17 protein-coding genes are annotated in these 17,875 nt (G+C 60.6%); 10 read left to right on the top strand and 7 right to left on the bottom strand.

The genetic code is table 11. The features are described from left to right. Positions 1 to 313: 313 nt before the first annotated feature. Positions 314 to 2,557: an NADP-dependent isocitrate dehydrogenase gene (locus ACQUTG_RS12570; protein ID WP_428919727.1), complete on the top strand. Its 2,244-nt coding sequence runs from the start codon at positions 314 to 316 to the stop codon at positions 2,555 to 2,557. Between the two features lie 91 nt (positions 2,558 to 2,648). On the opposite strand, the gene ACQUTG_RS12565 is transcribed toward ACQUTG_RS12570, so the two are convergent. Beyond that, positions 2,649 to 3,842, bottom strand: a complete 1,194-nt coding sequence (locus ACQUTG_RS12565) for a cation:proton antiporter (protein WP_428919726.1) — start codon at positions 3,840 to 3,842, stop codon at positions 2,649 to 2,651. A gap of 10 nt (positions 3,843 to 3,852) precedes the next feature. Then, on the bottom strand, positions 3,853 to 4,323 hold the full coding sequence (ybaK, locus tag ACQUTG_RS12560; protein WP_428919725.1) for a Cys-tRNA(Pro) deacylase: 471 nt from the start codon (positions 4,321 to 4,323) through the stop codon (positions 3,853 to 3,855). 108 nt (positions 4,324 to 4,431) lie between these two features. Here ybaK and ACQUTG_RS12555 point away from each other — a divergent pair, with 108 nt between their 5' ends. Both ACQUTG_RS12555 and ACQUTG_RS12550 read left to right on the top strand, forming a co-directional pair. Continuing rightward, positions 4,432 to 5,670 carry a sensor domain-containing diguanylate cyclase gene (locus tag ACQUTG_RS12555; protein WP_428919724.1) on the top strand — a complete coding sequence of 413 codons (1,239 nt, stop codon included), beginning with the start codon at positions 4,432 to 4,434 and terminating at the stop codon, positions 5,668 to 5,670. A gap of 104 nt (positions 5,671 to 5,774) precedes the next feature. Then, entirely contained in the window at positions 5,775 to 7,061 is a 1,287-nt protein-coding gene (locus ACQUTG_RS12550) for a serine hydrolase domain-containing protein (RefSeq protein WP_428919723.1), read from the top strand. Here ACQUTG_RS12550 and ACQUTG_RS12545 read toward each other — a convergent pair whose 3' ends face one another. Then, on the bottom strand, positions 7,062 to 7,406 hold the full coding sequence (locus tag ACQUTG_RS12545; protein WP_428919722.1) for a hypothetical protein: 345 nt from the start codon (positions 7,404 to 7,406) through the stop codon (positions 7,062 to 7,064). It lies immediately after the preceding gene. A 230-nt stretch (positions 7,407 to 7,636) separates the two neighbouring features. Here ACQUTG_RS12545 and ACQUTG_RS12540 point away from each other — a divergent pair, with 230 nt between their 5' ends. Beyond that, positions 7,637 to 7,885, top strand: a complete 249-nt coding sequence (locus ACQUTG_RS12540) for a hypothetical protein (protein WP_428919721.1) — start codon at positions 7,637 to 7,639, stop codon at positions 7,883 to 7,885. 8 nt (positions 7,886 to 7,893) lie between these two features. Here the strand turns inward: ACQUTG_RS12540 and ACQUTG_RS12535 are convergent, their stop codons facing one another. Then, complete coding sequence (locus ACQUTG_RS12535) at positions 7,894 to 8,922, bottom strand: hypothetical protein (protein ID WP_428919720.1); 1,029 nt, start codon at positions 8,920 to 8,922, stop codon at positions 7,894 to 7,896. Between the two features lie 194 nt (positions 8,923 to 9,116). On the opposite strand from ACQUTG_RS12535, the gene ACQUTG_RS12530 reads away from it, so the two are divergent. The 3 genes from ACQUTG_RS12530 to ACQUTG_RS12520 are packed head-to-tail and all read left to right on the top strand — an operon-like array spanning position 9,117 to position 13,634. Then, positions 9,117 to 12,614 (top strand): response regulator, encoded by a 3,498-nt coding sequence (locus ACQUTG_RS12530; protein WP_428919854.1) that lies wholly within the window; start codon positions 9,117 to 9,119, stop codon positions 12,612 to 12,614. Beyond that, the gene (locus ACQUTG_RS12525; protein ID WP_428919719.1) at positions 12,611 to 13,168 is read left to right on the top strand and encodes a hypothetical protein; all 558 of its coding nucleotides are present in this window, start codon (positions 12,611 to 12,613) and stop codon (positions 13,166 to 13,168) included. Before ACQUTG_RS12530 ends, ACQUTG_RS12525 begins: the two co-directional genes overlap by 4 nt. 52 nt (positions 13,169 to 13,220) lie before the next feature. Further along, positions 13,221 to 13,634 carry a response regulator gene (locus tag ACQUTG_RS12520; protein ID WP_428919718.1) on the top strand — a complete coding sequence of 138 codons (414 nt, stop codon included), beginning with the start codon at positions 13,221 to 13,223 and terminating at the stop codon, positions 13,632 to 13,634. A 36-nt stretch (positions 13,635 to 13,670) separates the two neighbouring features. On the opposite strand, the gene ACQUTG_RS12515 is transcribed toward ACQUTG_RS12520, so the two are convergent. After that, complete coding sequence (locus ACQUTG_RS12515; protein ID WP_428919717.1) at positions 13,671 to 13,943, bottom strand: hypothetical protein; 273 nt, start codon at positions 13,941 to 13,943, stop codon at positions 13,671 to 13,673. A 547-nt stretch (positions 13,944 to 14,490) separates the two neighbouring features. Between ACQUTG_RS12515 and ACQUTG_RS12510 the strand changes: the two genes are divergently transcribed. Then, the gene (locus ACQUTG_RS12510; protein WP_428919716.1) at positions 14,491 to 14,727 is read left to right on the top strand and encodes a hypothetical protein; all 237 of its coding nucleotides are present in this window, start codon (positions 14,491 to 14,493) and stop codon (positions 14,725 to 14,727) included. On the opposite strand, the gene ACQUTG_RS12505 is transcribed toward ACQUTG_RS12510, so the two are convergent. Next, complete coding sequence (locus ACQUTG_RS12505; RefSeq protein WP_428919715.1) at positions 14,696 to 15,208, bottom strand: hypothetical protein; 513 nt, start codon at positions 15,206 to 15,208, stop codon at positions 14,696 to 14,698. The genes ACQUTG_RS12510 and ACQUTG_RS12505 overlap by 32 nt on opposite strands. A 156-nt stretch (positions 15,209 to 15,364) precedes the next feature. Between ACQUTG_RS12505 and queC the strand changes: the two genes are divergently transcribed. Both queC and queE read left to right on the top strand, forming a co-directional pair. Next, positions 15,365 to 16,030 (top strand): 7-cyano-7-deazaguanine synthase QueC, encoded by a 666-nt coding sequence (gene queC / locus ACQUTG_RS12500; protein ID WP_428919714.1) that lies wholly within the window; start codon positions 15,365 to 15,367, stop codon positions 16,028 to 16,030. Beyond that, entirely contained in the window at positions 16,030 to 16,686 is a 657-nt protein-coding gene (queE, locus tag ACQUTG_RS12495) for a 7-carboxy-7-deazaguanine synthase (protein ID WP_428919713.1), read from the top strand. The genes queC and queE overlap by 1 nt, the downstream gene beginning before the upstream one ends. On the opposite strand, the gene ACQUTG_RS12490 is transcribed toward queE, so the two are convergent. Beyond that, positions 16,687 to 17,730 (bottom strand): AraC family transcriptional regulator ligand-binding domain-containing protein, encoded by a 1,044-nt coding sequence (locus ACQUTG_RS12490; RefSeq protein WP_428919712.1) that lies wholly within the window; start codon positions 17,728 to 17,730, stop codon positions 16,687 to 16,689. It lies immediately after the preceding gene. Positions 17,731 to 17,875: the final 145 nt, after the last annotated feature.

Raw genomic sequence — 17,875 nt, 5'->3', positions numbered from 1 at the left:
GCTCAAGCGTCACAGGGACGTGCCGAAGGATCGGGTTTCGGATGCCCCTTCCCACGCCGCGCCACTCCAAAGTTATAAAACTCATAATGTTAGAAAATTTCGTAAATTCCCGCCATTTCATCGTCCTGTAACCGAAGATCCGGCATTTTTAGTCCGTTCTAATACTAAGATCGTAACCAAAAATTACGAAAAAATGGTATCTTAGTAGGTCTATCAAAAGTTCCGAAATCAGTCATGGCACAGGCCGGACGTCCAAAAGACGCCTGACCCTGCAATGACCGTCCTGAACCCACCCAATAGCCTGAGGACGAAAATGACATCATCCAAAGCCAAGATTGTCTACACACTGACCGACGAGGCCCCCGCACTCGCCACCCGGTCACTGCTTCCCATACTGGAAACCTTTGCCAAGCCGGCTGGTATCGAATTCGAAACCAGCGATATCTCTCTCGCGGCGCGTATCCTGGCAGCGTTTCCCGACTATCTGGAGGAAGACCAGCGAGTTCCGGATGCCCTGGCTGAATTGGGTGAGTACACCAAGGATCCGGACGCCAACATCATCAAGCTGCCGAACATCTCCGCGTCCATTCCCCAGCTGCGCGCAGCCATCAAGGAGCTGAACGAGCAGGGCTACAAGGTGCCCGAGTACAAGGAGCATCCGGAAACAGACGACGAGAAAGAAATCCAGGCCCGTTACTCCAAAGTGCTCGGTAGTGCCGTCAACCCGGTACTTCGTGAAGGTAACTCCGACCGCCGTGCTCCGGCCGCGGTCAAGGCCTTCGCCCGCAAACATCCGCACACCATGGGCGAGTGGAGCCCGGCGTCCCGCACCCACGTGGCGCACATGCGTGGTGGCGACTTCTACTCCAGCGAGCAGTCCGTAACCCTGGACAAGGCCACCAACGCCCGCATCGTGTTCGAGAACAGGAAGGGCGAGCAGACTGTCCTGAAATCCGAGCTGCCACTGCAGGAAGGCGAAGTGCTGGACGGCATGTTCATGAGCAAGAAGGCCCTGGTCAAATTCTTCGAAGATGCCATTGAGGATTGTGAGAAGACCGGCGTCATGTTCTCTCTGCACGTGAAAGCCACCATGATGAAGATCTCCCATCCGATCGTGTTCGGTCATGCGGTGAAGGTTTTCTACAAGGACCTGTTCGACAAGTATGGGGAGCTGTTCGACGAAATCGGCGTGAACCCGAACAACGGCCTCTCCAGCGTGATCGAGAAGATCAAGCAGCTGCCGGAGTCCAAGCAGGAGCAGATCCAGGAAGACCTGCACGCGTGCTATGAGCACCGTCCGGAAATTGCCATGGTGGATTCCGTAAAAGGTATCACCAACCTGCACGTTCCCAGCGACGTCATCGTCGACGCCTCCATGCCGGCGATGATCCGTAACTCCGGTAAGATGTGGGCGCGGGACAACAAGCTCAAGGACACCAAGGCAGTAATGCCGGAGTCCACCTACGCCACCATCTACCAGGAAGTGATCAATTTCTGTAAGACCCACGGTGCTTTCGATCCCACCACCATGGGTACCGTGCCCAACGTTGGTCTGATGGCGCAGAAGGCCGAGGAGTACGGCTCCCACGACAAGACCTTCGAAATCAAGGAAGACGGCATTGTCCGCGTCGTGACCGAGGACGGTACTGTGCTGACCGAGCACAACGTCGAGCAAGGTGACATCTGGCGTGCCTGCCAGACCAAGGACCTGCCGATCCGCGACTGGGTCAAGCTGGCGGTCAGCCGTGCCCGCGCTACCGGTATGCCGGCGGTGTTCTGGCTGGACGACGAGCGTGCTCACGACGCCCAGCTGATCAAGAAGGTCGAGACCTACCTGAAGGATCACGACACTGAAGGCCTGGATATCCGCATCATGTCTCCGGTGCGCGCCATCCGTTGGACCATGGAGCGTCTGATCCGTGGTCTGGACACCATCTCCGTGACCGGCAACGTCCTGCGTGACTACCTGACCGACCTGTTCCCGATCCTGGAGCTGGGTACCAGTGCCAAGATGCTGTCCATCGTACCGCTGCTCAACGGCGGCGGCCTCTACGAGACCGGTGCCGGCGGTTCCGCACCGAAGCACGTGCAGCAGCTGATCCAGGAAAATCACCTGCGCTGGGATTCCCTGGGTGAGTTCCTGGCCACGGCAGTTTCCCTGGACGAGCTGGGCGAGAAACAGCACAACGAACGCGCCCGTCTGCTGGGCCAGACCCTGGACAAGGCCACCGAGCGCCTGCTGGAGAACAACCAGTCTCCGTCCCGCGTGACCGGCGAGCTGGACAACCGTGGATCCCACTTCCACCTTGCCCGTTACTGGGCCGAGGAACTGTCCAGGCAGGATGACGACAAGGACCTGAAGGAATTCTTCACCAAGCTGTCCCAACAGCTGGAAGAGAACAAGGACAAGATCCTGGAAGAGATGACGGTAGTGCAGGGTCATCCTGCGGATATCGGCGGTTACTATCACCCGCCGATGGAGAAGGTTTGCGAGGTCATGCAGCCGAGCAAGACCCTCAACAAGATCTTCGAGGATGCCCGCGCATCCGTGAAGTGATCCCTCGGGAAAGCAGTCGGGCACCTGCTCCGGCCTCCTGAGATCAAACCCGGACAGCTCTGAGCTGCTCCGGGTTTTTTATTGCCCGTGGTCAGTCCTCGTCCGGTTCTTCCTCATAACCCTTGCCGGTTTCCCCGGCACGGCGAAGCTGGATCAGGGTGAGCGGCGGCCCCACCAGTTCGAAAATCACCGTCGCCCCGATGACCAGAGGTAGCACATAGCTCATTTCCGGAAACCGGTCGGTGGCGACCAGGGCAAGACCCAGGGCCACCCCGGCCTGGGGCATCAGGCAGGCGCCGATGCGTTTGCGGGTGTGGTGGTCCGAGCCGGCCAGGTAGCCACCGACCTGCCCTCCGAGCAGGCGGCCGATGACCCGGGCGCCGACATAGGCCAGTCCCAGGGCTCCCAGGGTGGGCAGGGCCGACCATTCCAGCTGGTAGCCGGCCATGAAGAAAAAGAGAGCCAGAAACGGCTCGGAGATGCCCTCGATGGATCGGAAGGGTCGGACGTGGTGGCGCGCCTTGTTCGCCACTACGACGCCAAGGGTCATGCAGGTCAGCAGGTAGGACAGTTCAAACAGGCCCGCGATTCCCGCCGCCACGAAAACGAAGCCGGCGGATTCGAGCAACATGGGTTCCCCTGGCCGCAGGCGTCCAGTCAACCAGGCCATGGGAAAGCCCAGCAGGAGCCCTAGCACGATCGAGCCGCCAACTTCGGTGACGCCGTGCAGCAACGCGGTGGTTCCGGCTTCCGCAGAACCGGCCAGGAGCCCGACTGCGACGAGGGCGAGGCTGAACAGGACCGCGCCCCAGGCGTCATCGATGGCCACCACCTGGTAGACCAGGCGGGTGAGAGGGCCCCGGGCCCCGGCTTCCCGGAGCACGTCCAGGGTCGCTGCCGGCGCGGTAGCAGTGGCAATGGAGCCAAGCAGCAACGCGGCAGCGACATTGCCGGTGAGAAACCATATCACCACTGCCACCGCGAACGCTGTTGCCAGAGTGACGGCCAGGCTCACGATCAGCGCTTCCCGCCCTTCACTCAGGTTCTTGCCGGACATCCGCTCGCCAAGCAGAAAACCCACCATTGCGAGCGTCAGCTGGGTGACAAAGCCGAAACTCTCATCACTGTTTTCCGGTAGCACGGCAAGCATGTCCGGCCCGGCTACGGCACCCACCAATAACATCAGGGTGACCCGTGGCACGTGTATTTTCTGGCCCAGGCCATGGGCTGCCAGAGCCAACAGCAGGGTGCCGCCGATCAGTAGCAATTCCGTTGCGTAGTGCACAGGATTTCCCCTATTCCTGTTGCAGGTCGGTAAAATGACCGGCGGTGAGCTTTGCCAGGTCCTCCGGCGCCAGTTCAATCTCCAGGCCCCGGCGGCCGGCGCTGACATAGATGGTGTCGAAGTTGCAGGCGGACTGGTCAATGAAGGTTTTCAGGCGCCGTTTCTGGCCCAGGGGGCTGACACCACCCAGGACATAGCCGGTGGCCCGTTGGACTTCCTGCTTGTCCGCCATGGTGGCCTTCTTGCCCCCGGCTGCCCTGGCAATCAGTTTCATGCTGAGCATGGCCGTCACCGGTAGCACCCCCACCACCAGCTCTCGATTGTCCACCGAGGTCACCAGAGTCTTGAATACCCGGGCCGGATCGGCGCCGGTCTTCTCCGCCGCCTCGGTACCGTAGCTCTCGCTGTTGGGGTCGTGGTCGTACTCGTGGATGCGGTGGGGAACCCTGGCTTTCTTCGCCACATTGATTCCGGGGGTCATGGCTACTCCTGCTGCAATTGGCGGGCGACTGGCATTATGCTCGACTTATCGTTCCGGTGCGGCTATTTTCCTAACCATCCAGCACCGTTATCTGATAACAGGGTATCCATGGCTTCAACCGGTGTCGACAAGCAGCGGAACAGGCGATTGTCCGATCACCGGGGTCCCGCCCGCCGGGCCCTGTGGGCGGCTGCCATCTATATCGCGGTCGGGTTGGTCTGGATCGTTTTCTCGGATCGCCTGGTCGAGGCCTGGTTTTCCGACGCCGACACCCTGTCCCTGGTACAGACCTGGAAGGGGTTCCTGTTCATTCTGGTAACCGGTGCCGTTCTGTTTGCCGCTACCCTTCGCCAGTTCCACAAGGATCGCAAGTTGCTGGCACTGCAGTACGATCAGCGGCAGGCGTTGCGCCAACGGGAACGTCAGCTGTCGGTCCTGATGGACAACCTCCCCGGCATGGCCTACCGGTGTCGTTTTGACGAGCATTGGACCATGTTGTTTGTGTCCCAGGGTTGCGAGCGACTGACCGGCTATCTGCCCGGGGAGCTGGTTCGCAACCGTAAGGTCAGTTTTGCTGAGCTGATTGCCGACCCCGAGAGTAGCGAAAAGGTGCTCGATGAGGTCCGTCAGGCGGTTGAGAATCGGGAACCGTTTTCCATTGAATACCCGCTGATCCGCAAGGATGGCAGGCCGATCTGGGTCTGGGAGCGTGGCCGCGGTGTCGAGGATGATGACGGCGAAATGCTGCTGGAAGGAATCATCCTGGATATCTCCGACCGCAAGTTGCTGGAGGATGAGCTGGAGGAGCTGGCGACCCGTGATCCCCTGACCGGCCTGTACAATCGCCGGGAAAGCTCGCGCCTGCTGGAGGAAGAACTGGAGCGGGCGCGCCGCTATAATCGCCCCATGGCCCTGTTATGGGTGGATTTCGACCACTTCAAGGAAATCAATGACACCTACGGCCACGCCGCCGGTGACACGGTTCTCAAGTCCATCAGCAAGCTGCTGGAGGACAGTGTCCGTAGCGTGGATTCGGTGGGCCGGTTCGGCGGCGAGGAATTTGTCATTATCCTGCCCGAGATGGGAGTCGGTGAAGCCCGGGAAACCGCGGAACGTATCCGCCACCGGGTCAGTGGCCAGCTTCATGCGTTGGATGAGGGCCAGGCCGTTCCCATGACCATCAGCGTCGGGGTGGCGGTCTACCCCGACCACGGTACCGATGGGGGGACGCTTTGTGCGGCGGCTGACCGGGCCATGTATGCCGCCAAGAGCCGGGGCCGTAACTGTGTGGTCATGGCGCCGGACGCCGAAGGGGATCATAATGACCGGAAGGATGCCCGGGGCTGAGTGCAACCAGTGACGCGTCTGCGTTTCCACTTCGGCCAATGCCACCTTTGGTCGGGCTGTCCACACTACAATAAAAAACAGTCCAGGATGTCAGAGTACCAGCCATGATCCCCATTGCCCGTCGAGCCCTGAATACCTCATTGATTCCCAAAGACCTGAGTTCTGTCACCTGCAGGGACGCAGCAAGTGAACACCCGGATGCCGCAGGTATCAGCCGGGAAACCGTCGAGGCGGTCTGGCAGAGTGTCGAAGCCCTTTACCGCACCGGAGTCCACCCGGGCATCCAGGTCTCGGTCCGGCACCGGGGCCAACAGGTCCTGCACCGGGCTATTGGCCATGCCAGTGGCAACGGGCCACACGACCGCCGGGATGTGGTGCGGGTGCCGATGACCACGGACACGCCGGTCTGCTATTTCTCGGCCTCCAAGGCGGTCACAGCGTTGCTGATGCACATGTTGTCCGAGCAGGGGCTGGTAAACCTGATGGACCCGGTCTCCTATTACTGCCCGGAGTTTGCCCGTCGTGGCAAGCGGACAATTACCGTTCACCAGATTCTTTCCCACCGGGGAGGGATTCCTGCCATTCCCAGGGAAACCCCCATCGAAGTGCTCTGGGACCGGGACGAGATCTGGCGCATCCTCTGCCAGGCCCGGCCGGTAGAGGTGGACGGCGCCAAGGTGGCGTACCATGCAATTACCGGTGGTTTCGTGTTGCAGCGGGTGCTGGAAAAGGTCACCGGCGATACCATCGAGAACTACCTGGACAAGTATCTGCGCAAGCCCATGGGTATGAAGTGGTTCACCTATGGCATTGCCCCGGACCACCTCAATGACCTGGCGGTCAATTACGCCACCGGACCAACCCCGCATTTCCCGGTGTCCTGGGTAGTGCGCCGGGCTCTGGGCGGCGATATCGGGACGGTGGAGTCGGTGACCAACGATCCGCGTTTTCAGGAAGCAGTCATTCCGGCCGGCAACCTGTGCGGGACGGCGGAGGAAATGGGCCGGTTCTTCCAGATGATGCTTAACGGGGGGCTGTGGGATGGCCGGCGGATCTGCAGCGAAATCACGGTAAAGCGCGCCATCCAGCAGTTCGGCTCCCTGCAGATCGACCGTACCATGCTGGTTCCGATGCGGTTCAGCGCCGGCATGATGCTAGGTGGCAATCCTGTGGGGCTGTGGGGACCGAACAGCCGGTACGCCTTCGGTCACGTGGGACTGATCAACAAGTTGTGCTGGGCCGATCCGTCCCGCGATATTTCCGTGAGCCTGCTCAACACCGGGCTGCCCATTGTCGCGCACCACCTGCCGGCGCTGGCGAAGTTTGTCTATACCGTATGCCGGCAGTTCCCTCTGATTCCGGAGACCCAGCGCCCGCTGGTGGCTGCCTGATTACAGCGTCTGGACCTGCGCTTCCAGGATGCCGAGTACCGATGACAGCAGGTCCCGGAAATCGGTCAGTGTCTGGGTGCGCTGGATGACGTCTTCACGCTGCTCATCCAGCCGCTCCAGCTTGGGCACCAGGCGCCGCATTCCCTCGGTGATGACCTCGTAGGGGTAGTGGTGGTCCTGGGTGTTCAGCTTGTTGATCTCCGCAATCTCCTGACTGAGAACGCTGATGATGTCGTACAGCATGTCCTTGTGCTGGATCGTGCCGGCTTCCCAGTAGGCATCGTCCAGCAGTTCCAGCAGGGACTGGTATTCGCGCAGTGTGTCGGCAATGGTGGTCTGGGTCATGGCGTGCTCAACATATTCCGGGCCGGAATTGGCCGATTCAGGGGTTTGGTGCTACAAGGAACTATAGCAGGGGATTCGTCGTGTAATGGGCTGGTGGACGTGGTCCTGCCCCCCGGGAAGCGTCAAAAAAAGTGAAAGTGCATTCATTGTTATTGCAGGCGACTGGGCAAAGGGGCAGACTCTCGCTGAACGAATAGGGATTATTCATGACTCAATGGACGAGGCCGCAAATGGACAAGCCAGCTCCCCCCGAAAAACCGATCCGCCGGGCTGTGAAGCTCGATCATCATGACAGTGTCCGCAGCCATGTGCGTGAGCGTATCAGCTCGGAAGTTGAACATCTCGAACGCCGGATTGCGAGCCTGCGCCTGAGCCGGGCGCCTCATGCCGATATTCTGATCTCGACCTACCAACGGTTGCTCGATCGCAAGAAGGGGTTTCTGCAGAGCTGGAACCTCAAGGACGGTGGCCCCCGCTGATCACCGCTTCAGGTGCGCAGCCCGGTATCCACTGTCTGATAGCTGTCTGTCGCGGTGTCCCGATTGAGGCAGTAATCCGGATTGGCCATCAGCGCCCCGGGATTGTCCGGATCCTCCACCCGCGGTGGCTGATCCAGTGAGGTAAACACCTCGATGCGTTTCTCGGCGTAATGCATCCGGATCTTCAGGCAGTCCACCGTCTCGCCGGCAAACGAGAATTCCGGACCACCCGCAGTGCCCTGATCGGTACCAATGCTGGTGCCGTCGATATTGATGGTGTCCGTGTTGAGCCCGTTGTACTCGCGGACAAATGCCATTTCCCGCTCGCCTGCAATCACGATGCTGCCTTCGCTGTGCAGCCGGGCCAGATCATTGTAGCCGGTGGTCAGGAAATCCCGTGGCAGGAACTCGGTACCCAGAGTCGCGCTTGGCCGGGTGCTGCCTTCGGGAAAGGTGCCGGAGGAAACCCAGGTGAACACCCGGGTTACCAGGTTTGAGGTGTCCGGCGTGTAGACCCATTTGACGATGGGATAACGCCACTCATAGTCGGCCAACGGCAGACCCTCTTCGAATGCTCCCCGGTCGGTGAATCGCACAGAGACATCGTTGGTGGTGTTGCTGTACTCGCCGGCTTCACCGGCATCGATCCGGGCGCTGATGTACTGACGGGCCTCCACAAAGTTCGCGATCTCGTTCTCACCAATGACCCGACGCATTAGATCCAGAGGGTTGCGCACCGAGTTAATCGCTGGAGGCGTCGCATCGTTGTAGACGATGGTGAGAAACGCGGACAGCTGCTGGCGGATGTCCCTGGCCATGGAACTGGCTTGGGTGTCCTCTGATGGGGCCGGTTCAACGGCCAGTGAAAGGTCGTTGAACAGGGTGGTGGACGTCTGTTCGGTGAGGGTGAAACTGGAGAACACCGGGTCCACATTGGTGGCCGGATTGAGGGCCGATGGGCCGGTATCCTCAAGGCCACAACCGCCAAGGTTCACCAAAGCGAGGGAAAAGACAGCGAAAATGCAGGAATGTCTCATTTCAGAAGGCCCTGAGATGCGTTGCGGATCATTAACCGCTAAAGTGGATACGCGCGGGGCCCGCTTCGGCCCGAATGCTGACAATAAAACATAACACCGGCATCTGCCCTCGCGGAGATCACATTTTGCAGCAACGGCTCTCAAACCTGGTTTCGGCCCCGGCCTTGTTGGCATGGGTGCTGCTGGCGCTGGTTATGCTGCCATCGACAGCAGCGGCTGACGACCTCTGCCGTGACGGCAAGCTGGTGCTCGACGGTAACACCAGCAGCATCCGGAACCTGGGCAGTTGCGTCTGGTACCTGGAAGATCCCGGCCAATCCCTGACGTTCCGGGAGGTGCGGGCCCTCGAGCCCGGGGCCTTCACCCGCCACGAAGGCGGCGTGCTCAACTTTGGCTATACCGAATCCGCCTACTGGACCCGCATGGAGCTGGAGCCCAGGGCCGGCGCGGCCCGGACCGACTGGATTCTGGAGCTGGCGTTGCCCCTGGTGGATCAGGTCAACCTTTTTCTGGTGCGTGACGGCGAGCTGGTGGACCAGCGCCAGGCCGGATACCAGGACAACTGGCAGGAACGGGACCTGGCCGTTCCCAACCCGACTTTCCGCCTGAAGCTGGCGCCGGACACCACCAACACGGTGTACCTGAGGATTACCAATACCAACACGTTCCGCCTGCCCATCAGCCTCTGGCATCCGGACAGTTACATCGAGAAGGTTTCCGTGGATGAAGCGGTCCGCGGCGTCCTGCTGGGAGCGGTGCTGGCGATCCTGGCCTATAACCTGTTCGTCGCCGTGTCCGTGCGCGAGCGCAGTAACATCTATTACGTCCTGTACCTGGTCTCGGCGACGATCTTTATCTTTACCGAGCAGGTTCACGGGGTGCAGCTGCTCGACAGCCGCCCGGCTCTGTTCAACAAGGAATACCTGCATTTCCAGATTGTCCTGACCTGGTTCTGGGGTCTGCTGATGGCCCGTTCGCTGCTGGAAACCCGCGAGCGTTCCCGGGACCTGGACCAGATCGTCCGGCTCTGCCTGTACTCGGTCGGGGTCACTTTCCTGCTCTGCTTCTTCCTGCCCTACCACGTGGCCATGGAATGGATCGTGCTCGGTTCGATCATGCTCAGCATCATCATGATCGTGGTCAGTTACCTGTCCTGGCGCTACTACAATCCGGCGGCACGGTCCTATTTCTTTGCCTGGACCCTGGCCCTGATCGGGTTCGGGATCTATGCCCTGACGGTTATGGGTTATCTGCCACTGAATACCTTCACCAGCTATTCGCCCCAGTTTGGCCTCACCGCCCAGATTATCCTGTTCTCTTTTGCCCTGGCTGACCGTATCAAGCAGGTGCAGGGGGAGGCGCTGGGCTGGAGTGAGCGGGCGCTGGCGAACCTTCGCCGGTACCAGTCGCTGTTCGATAATGCCGTGGAGGGGGTGTTCCAGATGTCTCCGGATCGCCGGTTCGTCACGGCCAATCCGGCCATGGCCCGGATGCTCGGTTACAACAGCAGCCGGGAGCTGCTGCGGCGTAATCCCGATGTGCTGGAAACCTGTATCGCCGATGACCGCCTGCGGCGCCTGGTGGTGGAACAGCTCGAGGCCCGGGGCACCGTGAAGGGCATCGAGGCCCGTTACCTGACCCGGGATGGTGAGGAACGCTGGGCCACCATTTCCCTGCATACCGCCTACGATTCCGACGGTGAGCCCACCCATCTGGAGGGTACCTGTATCGATGTGACCGAGAGTCGCCAGCGCCAGCGGATCGAGCGGGAGCGGGAACAGGAGCGGCTGGAGAAAGAACTGGCACGCAACTCGGCTGAGGCCAAGAGCCAGTTCCTGGCCAACATGAGTCACGAGATCCGCACGCCGTTGGCAGCCATCATCGGATACGGCGAGACCTTGCTGGATCCGGACCTGACCGAGACCGAAAAGAAGAGCAGTGCCGAGACCGTGGTGCGCAGCGGTCGCCACCTGCTCGATCTGGTCAACGACATTCTTGACCACTCCAAGATTGACGCCAACAAACTCGATGTGGATGTGATTCCGGTCAATCTGCCGGAGCTGCTGGACGAAATCCGGGCCTTCTTTACCCCTCGGGCTCGGGAGAAGGGCCTGGATTTTTCCATCATCTGCGAGTATCCGCTGCCGGAGCAGATCCGCACCGATCCTACCCGTTTCCGTCAGATCATCATCAACCTGTGCGGAAATGCACTTAAATTTACGGAAAAAGGTTCGATCTCCCTGGAGGTCCGGTGTGATCGGGAATCTGAAATGCTGATGGCCCGGGTGGTCGACACCGGGATCGGTATGAAGCCGGAACAGCTGCGCCGACTGTTCGACCCGTTTGCCCAGGGCAGCGCCGCGATATCACGCCAGTATGGCGGTACCGGCCTGGGGTTGAGTATCTCCCGGCGGCTGGCAGAGCTGCTCGGTGGTGATATCACGGTGGCCAGCACCTACGGTGAGGGCAGCGAATTCGAGTTGGCGATTCGCACCGGCCCGCTGGACCAGGTGCATTTTCTCCGGGATGCCTCGGAACTGAGCCAACGCCGGCGTGCCATTCCCATGGTGGCTGCGCCCCAGCTGACCGGGCGCATTCTCTGTGCCGAGGATAACGAGGTGAACCGTCGTCTGGTGTCCCTGCTGGTGTCGCGCACCGGCGCGGACCTGGTACACGTGGTCAACGGTGCCGAAGCCCTGGAACTGGCAATCCGGGAGCCGTTCGATCTGATCCTGATGGATATCCAGATGCCGGTGATGAATGGTCGGGACGCCACTGCCGCCTTGCGGGAGGCGGGCGTGAATACGCCGGTCATTGCCCTGACCGCCAATGTCATGGCCGAGGACATTGCCGATTACCGCCGGGCCGGCTGTAACGAGCACCTGGCCAAGCCCATCGACAAGCAGCTTTTCTATGAGGTGCTGGCCCGTTACCTGGTGGTTCGCCATGATGCGATGCCGGACCGGCGTCGGGACTATCGGGGCCGGGTACTGGTCGCGGAGGACAACGAGGAGAACCGGCAGCTGGTGGAGCGCATGCTGCGCCGGCTGGGCCTGGAGGTGACCGCGGTCAGTTCCGGAGATCAGGCGGTCCGAACGGCGCTGTCGGACACGGTGCAGCTGGTACTGATGGACCGGCACATGCCCGGGCTGGATGGTGTGGCAGCGACAAAGCTGCTTCGCCAGGCCGGCTTCCGGCACCCGATCATGGCCTTCACCGCTGGTGATCAGCAGGAAACCGATGCCCTGCTTGCAGCCGGTTGTGACGGGGTGTTGAATAAACCGATAGACCAGTCCCGGCTGGAGACCATCCTGGCCCGTTATCTGGCCGGTGCCGGCAGAGAGGTTCCGGAGTCGTCCGAAGACCGGGAAATTGCTGCGCTCGTGGCCCGCTTTCTTGAGGGCCTGGCGCAGCGCAAACGGGTGATGGACGATGCGCTTGCGGACAGACAGGCCGATGCCCTGCGTACCGAGGCGCACCAGATCAAGGGGACAGCCGGTGCCATGGGGTACCCTGCGATGACCCGGCAGGCCGGGATTCTTGAAGCCCTGCTGAAGGACGATGGCGAGCCGGACTGGGACAGGGTTCGCAGTGAGCTGACAGCACTCGATGAAATGATAGACCGTGCCCGGGGGGCTACGGCGAGATCGCCCCATGTCTCCGAAAACAGCAACAACAGGAAAATGCCATGACAGACAGGTCGCCCCAACGCAGTGAACAGCACTCCCTGAGTATGATGTACGGAACCTACGCCGATATCCTGTTCGTGCTCTTTCCGTTTCTGGTGATCGGTATGCAACGGCTCTGGGACGGGCGGTTGTACGACACCCTGATGCAACCGGACCTGAGCATTGCCGCGGCCATTCTGGCGGGACTGGCCATCGGCAAGTTTGTCCTGGGCCTGGTGACCAATCGGGAGCTGGGGCGTTACAAGGAGCGGATTGTCTTCTTTATTGCCCTGACCCTGTTCGTGGTGCTGGGTCCTTCCATTATCCTGATGCTGAGCATTGTCGGTAACCAGGAAGTTCCCGGCTTTGTCGCTTTCGTCCAGCCGGTATTGCTGATTATCGCCATATCGCTTTACAGCACTGCGGTGAGCATCAGCAACCTCCTGACCCGGTTCGGCACCGAAACATTGGCGATCGGGCAAGAGGATGGCAAAGCGGTGGAGGGTCCGCAGCAGGACAGCAGGCCCCGATCAGCCCCCCTGGACCTGCCCCGGCGTACCGGCACTGACCGGCTGTAGCCTCGGGATTACTTGATATACGGAACAGCCAAGGAACCAGTGGAGAAAACCGATGACGGATCTGAAAGTTCTGGTTGTGGAAGACGAGCCCCTGATGCGGGAGCGCCTGGTGGAGATGCTTTACCGGGCTGGTGCCACGGAAGTGGCCGAGGCGGTCGATGTGGGTTCAGCAAGGCAGGCATTCGACGCCCGCGAATACCACATCATCCTGCTGGATCTGGGATTGCCGGATGGTGATGGTCACGAACTGATGCAGCAATTCAAACAGCGGCGGGAAGAACAGCACATAGTGCTGGTGACGGCGGACGATTCCATCGACAGTATCCAGCGGGCGATCAGTGCCGGTGCCAACGGCTACGTGGTCAAGCCCTACTCCCAGGACAAGATACACGATGTGGTCAATAACTACGCGATGGTCCACGGTGGTGAGATGGCGATGCTGGAGGGACTGAACCGGCAACATTGACCGGTTCAGACTTTCCGCTTCGGGCTGGCTGCCTGCTCAGGCTACCTGGCGGGCAATCCAGGAGTTGTAACGCGTCGCCAGCGCCCGCACATACCGGGCTTCGGCGCCACTGAGGTTGGCCAGCACACCGTTGAAGATCCAGCCTCGCTCATACAGTCCAAGCACCCGCTGCTCGTCATCCAGATTGACGCGTTGGTTCAGCTTCTTGCAGATCGCATCCAGCAGCGGCAGCTTCTCCGGGCGTTTGATCGGGCCCTGGCGGTTGCCCATCGGCTGGTTCGCCGCACGTGTTGTCGGATGTCTTTTCATGATGTTCTCCTTATCGTTTTGCGGCTGCAAAAACAAAAACCCCGGAGCCGAGGGCAACCGGGGTTTGGCGGAGAACCTGACCCGGTCGCTGCAAAGGCTCCCGGGACTGACCGAAAGCCGTTAGATGTCTTTCACCATGGCGCGCGCAGACTGCCCTTTCTGGCAATCAGCGGCTGGGTAAACAATGAACTGTAAAATCATCCTGGTCATACCGGCTCTTTGGTTTCGGTTCACTTCTCAGTGTATAGGCTATCGGAAGGTTTGCAAGAGCCCGCTGGCTTCGGCAAACCCGTACAGACGTGCTCGGCCGACAAGCTCATAATTTACAGCGTCACGTGTTTTTACGTTGTGCAATCCGCGATACCTGCCGAGTCGGGTATCAATGGATCTCTCCTTTCTACGCAGCCGTCTTGGCTGCGTTTTTTTTGGCATCTCGGAAAGTTCGTAGCCACTACTTCGTACAGAAGGATCAGTCTGTATTGGCGATAATTTGCACACTAACCTGTCAATCAACTTATTGCGAATACAGAGGTTGAAACCTAAGCAAATGCCCGACGAACCCGGATCTGCCAGAAACAAGTTCCGTTCTGATTTTTTTGTTGAAATTGCACTGATCGCCGCCCTGGCGATTTACATGGTGCTGGCCCAGGACAAGACCGTAGGGGATGACCTGAGCTTTACTGTCACCGGAGCGGCACTGATGGCCGTGGCGACCTACTGGACCCTGCATACCCTCAAGGACGGCCTGCAGTTCATTGCAGTGCGGCTTCGTCCTGGAAAATAATCCGCCGCCAGGTCTTGTGGAGGATGAGGGCGTCGTTGGCAGCCCGGTGAACGGGTAACCCCAGTTCTGAGATTACCTGCTGGCGCACGCCCGACCATTGCCGGACCTGCTGGCTGTTCAGCAGCATGGAGATCGATTCCAGCTGGAATTCGGGCTGCACGTTGGCGGCTCGGAACAACCGGTGCAGCCAGAAGCTGTCGAAGGTCCAGGCGTCACAGAACACCTGCTCCGGTAGCAGGCGGTTCAGGTGGTGGGCCACTTCCTCCGCTGCCTTGCCTTCCTCCTTCAGTGTGTCCCGGGAGATGCCGTGAATCTGTTCGGCGCTTTGTGACCAGTCCTGCCAGAGCACATGGGGCCGGATCAGCCAGCTGTGCAGTTCGCCGCCCGGCATGCAGATACCCACTTCAATCGGGTAGCTCGCAATCAGATCCAGGCTTGAAGCCTCGAAATCGATGAATGCCGGAGTGAATTCGCTGGTCATGGTGTCAGGGTCATTGCTGCGTTGTTTTTCGTTGAGTTTACCCGCCCCGTACCCGAGACGCGAACCCAACCTGTGCGTCCACTGTTACAATATGTCCACTCAATGTAAAACCCCGATGACACGCCGTTGTTGTCCCGGAACCTTGTGGGAGCCTGAATGACTGAAACCGTGGTTGTAATCTATTCCGGAGGCATGGACTCCTTCACTCTGCTGAACCTGGCCCGGGCCCGTGGCTATCAGGTCCATGCCCTGTCCTTCAATTACGGCCAGCGTCATGTCCGTGAGCTGGATTGCGCCCGGCAGGTATGCGCGGACCTGGGCATTCCCCACAAGGAGATCGATATCCGTGCCATGTCCGGGGTCATGAGCGGTTCTTCCCTGACTTCCGACATCGAGGTGCCGGAGGGGCACTACGAGGAGGACAGCATGAAGGCGACCGTGGTGCCCAACCGCAACATGATTCTGTTGTCCCTCGCCACCGGTTACGCCGTGACCGTGGGAGCCTCCGCGGTATGGTTCGGTGCCCACGGCGGGGACCATGCCATCTATCCGGACTGCCGCCCCGAGTTTGTCGAGAAGATGGATGCGGTGTGCCGCGTTGCCAATTATGAGCCGGTGGCTATCGAGGCGCCGTTCATTCGTATGGACAAGGGGGAAATCCTGGCCGAGGGACTTGAACTTGGGCTGGACTACAGTCTGACCTGGACGTGTTACAACGGCCGTGACAAGGCCTGCGGTCGCTGCGGTTCCTGCGTGGAACGACTCGAGGCATTTGCCGCCAACGGTGTGACCGATCCGCTGGAATACGAGGAGCAGGCCTGATGTACCGGGTCAAAGAGGCGTTCTATACGCTCCAGGGTGAAGGTGCCCAGGCGGGCCGTGCGGCGGTCTTCTGCCGGTTCAGCAAGTGCAATCTGTGGACCGGCCGTGAGAAGGATCGCGCCAGCGCGGTGTGCGACTTCTGTGATACCGACTTTGTTGGCACCGATGGCCAGAACGGCGGCCGGTTTGAAACCGCGGATGATCTGGCCCGGCATATACGCAGTCTCTGGCCCGATGCTCCGGGCCGGCCGTACGTGGTATGCACCGGAGGTGAGCCTTTGCTGCAGCTGGACGACGCGCTTATCGACGCTTTCCACCGTGCCGGTTTTGAAGTCGGCGTTGAGACCAATGGCACCCTTCCGGCGCCGGCCGGCATCGACTGGTTGTGTGTCAGCCCCAAGGCGGATGCGCCCGTGGTTCTCGAAGCCTGTGATGAGCTCAAGCTGGTATATCCCCAGCCGTTGGCGATGCCGGAACGGTTCGAGCATATCCGGGCCCGGCACTACTTCCTGTCTCCCATGGCTTCCCCAAGCCTTCCGGCCAGCGGTGAGGATCCGGTCAAGCAGAGTAACACCCGCAAGGCCACCGACTATTGCCTCGCCCATCCCCGCTGGCGCCTGACCCTGCAGATGCACAAGATCATCGGGATCGACTGATCAGGCGGTGGCCCTCGGCCGGAGCGCTTCATTGCGGTACTGGCTCGGGCTGACGCCGGTCCAGCGCTTGAATGCCCGGGTGAAGTTGGCGGCGTCGGCGTAGCCCAGGGCATCGGCAATCTGGCTCAGGTTCATACCGGTGCTGGTGAGCAGTTCCCCCGCCCGTTCCAGCCGAACCTGGTCCACCAGGTTCTGGAAGCTGGCATCTTCCTCCTGCAGGCGCCGTTTCAGGGTCCGTTCCGAGACAAAGAGCGTGCCGGCGACCCGAGCCAGTTTGGGCGGAAACGGGTGACTGGTTTCAATCACCCGCCGTACCCGGGTGGCGAAGCAGGCATCCTCGGTCAGGCGTTGCAGGGCCTCTTCGCACTGGGCCCGGGAGGCGGCAGCGAGCTGGTCATTGGTGAACCGGATCGGCAGGGTCAACCGGCTCTCCGGAATGATCAGCGCGTCTTCACGGGCTTCGTATTCCACGGGCACCGGGATGATCTGGCGGAACCTCGGGAAATAATGGGGTTCCGGACCTCGCCTGATGATTCGTGTGCCGTCCACCGGTGCGCCGGTCAGCTGGGCTCCCATGAAGACGCAGCCAAACAGGGTGGCATCGAGGATAAAGCCCTGCAGCGGACCCAGGTCGACGTCGCAGGACACGGAATAGCGGGCCTTGCCTTCGAGCCTGTGCCGGCTCACCTTCAGGTGGGGTGCGCGCAGGGTCAGATAGCGGGTCACCAGTTCCAGGGCATCCCTCAGGGTCCGGCTGCTCATCACCGCCGTACCCAGGGTGCCATGCAGGGGCAGCTTCATTTCCCGGGCCAGCAGGATGCCCAGGCCCGGTTCCCCGCTCTCGATGATGGCGCGGGTGACAAACTCACTGGCCTGGGCCTGGCTTACCCGGAGTTCCGGACAGTTCAGGCGGGTGGGGTCGAGGCCGACGCGGAGCAGAAGGTCCTGTTCGTCGACGCCAATCGAGTGTAGCAGTTCGGCCAGGGTGTGCAGGTAGATGGCCGGCATACCCAGATCTTGAGCAGTCGAGACGGAGGCGCGCATGGGTTTCCTCGTTCAGTACTGTTTTTGTTATGTAATGGGGCGGTGATGGTGAGGAATTATGCCGGGATGATGGGGCAATCCCATGGCTGCTGTGACGGGGCGCAAGGCCGGTCGGGCCAACTGGCCCGATACACCCGACGGGCCA

It is taken from the genome of Marinobacter sp. DUT-1 (assembly GCF_050379415.1).
GTDB lineage: Bacteria > Pseudomonadota > Gammaproteobacteria > Pseudomonadales > Oleiphilaceae > Marinobacter.
This window is presented reverse-complemented; position numbering and strand designations above follow the sequence as displayed.

Bases quoted from the DNA above. Each gene is read 5' to 3' on its own strand.
- queC (WP_428919714.1), top strand. From the start codon at position 15,365: ATGACTGAAACCGTGGTTGTAATCTATTCCGGAGGCATGGACTCCTTC.
- ACQUTG_RS12555 (WP_428919724.1), top strand. From the start codon at position 4,432: ATGGCTTCAACCGGTGTCGACAAGCAGCGGAACAGGCGATTGTCCGAT.
- ACQUTG_RS12520 (WP_428919718.1), top strand. From the start codon at position 13,221: ATGACGGATCTGAAAGTTCTGGTTGTGGAAGACGAGCCCCTGATGCGG.
- ACQUTG_RS12505 (WP_428919715.1), bottom strand. From the start codon at position 15,208: ATGACCAGCGAATTCACTCCGGCATTCATCGATTTCGAGGCTTCAAGC.
- ACQUTG_RS12540 (WP_428919721.1), top strand. From the start codon at position 7,637: ATGGACAAGCCAGCTCCCCCCGAAAAACCGATCCGCCGGGCTGTGAAG.
- ACQUTG_RS12525 (WP_428919719.1), top strand. From the start codon at position 12,611: ATGACAGACAGGTCGCCCCAACGCAGTGAACAGCACTCCCTGAGTATG.
- ACQUTG_RS12550 (WP_428919723.1), top strand. From the start codon at position 5,775: ATGATCCCCATTGCCCGTCGAGCCCTGAATACCTCATTGATTCCCAAA.
- ACQUTG_RS12530 (WP_428919854.1), top strand. From the start codon at position 9,117: ATGCTGCCATCGACAGCAGCGGCTGACGACCTCTGCCGTGACGGCAAG.
- ACQUTG_RS12510 (WP_428919716.1), top strand. From the start codon at position 14,491: ATGCCCGACGAACCCGGATCTGCCAGAAACAAGTTCCGTTCTGATTTT.
- queE (WP_428919713.1), top strand. From the start codon at position 16,030: ATGTACCGGGTCAAAGAGGCGTTCTATACGCTCCAGGGTGAAGGTGCC.
- ybaK (WP_428919725.1), bottom strand. From the start codon at position 4,323: ATGACCCCCGGAATCAATGTGGCGAAGAAAGCCAGGGTTCCCCACCGC.
- ACQUTG_RS12545 (WP_428919722.1), bottom strand. From the start codon at position 7,406: ATGACCCAGACCACCATTGCCGACACACTGCGCGAATACCAGTCCCTG.
- ACQUTG_RS12490 (WP_428919712.1), bottom strand. From the start codon at position 17,730: ATGCGCGCCTCCGTCTCGACTGCTCAAGATCTGGGTATGCCGGCCATC.
- ACQUTG_RS12570 (WP_428919727.1), top strand. From the start codon at position 314: ATGACATCATCCAAAGCCAAGATTGTCTACACACTGACCGACGAGGCC.
- ACQUTG_RS12535 (WP_428919720.1), bottom strand. From the start codon at position 8,922: ATGAGACATTCCTGCATTTTCGCTGTCTTTTCCCTCGCTTTGGTGAAC.
- ACQUTG_RS12515 (WP_428919717.1), bottom strand. From the start codon at position 13,943: ATGAAAAGACATCCGACAACACGTGCGGCGAACCAGCCGATGGGCAAC.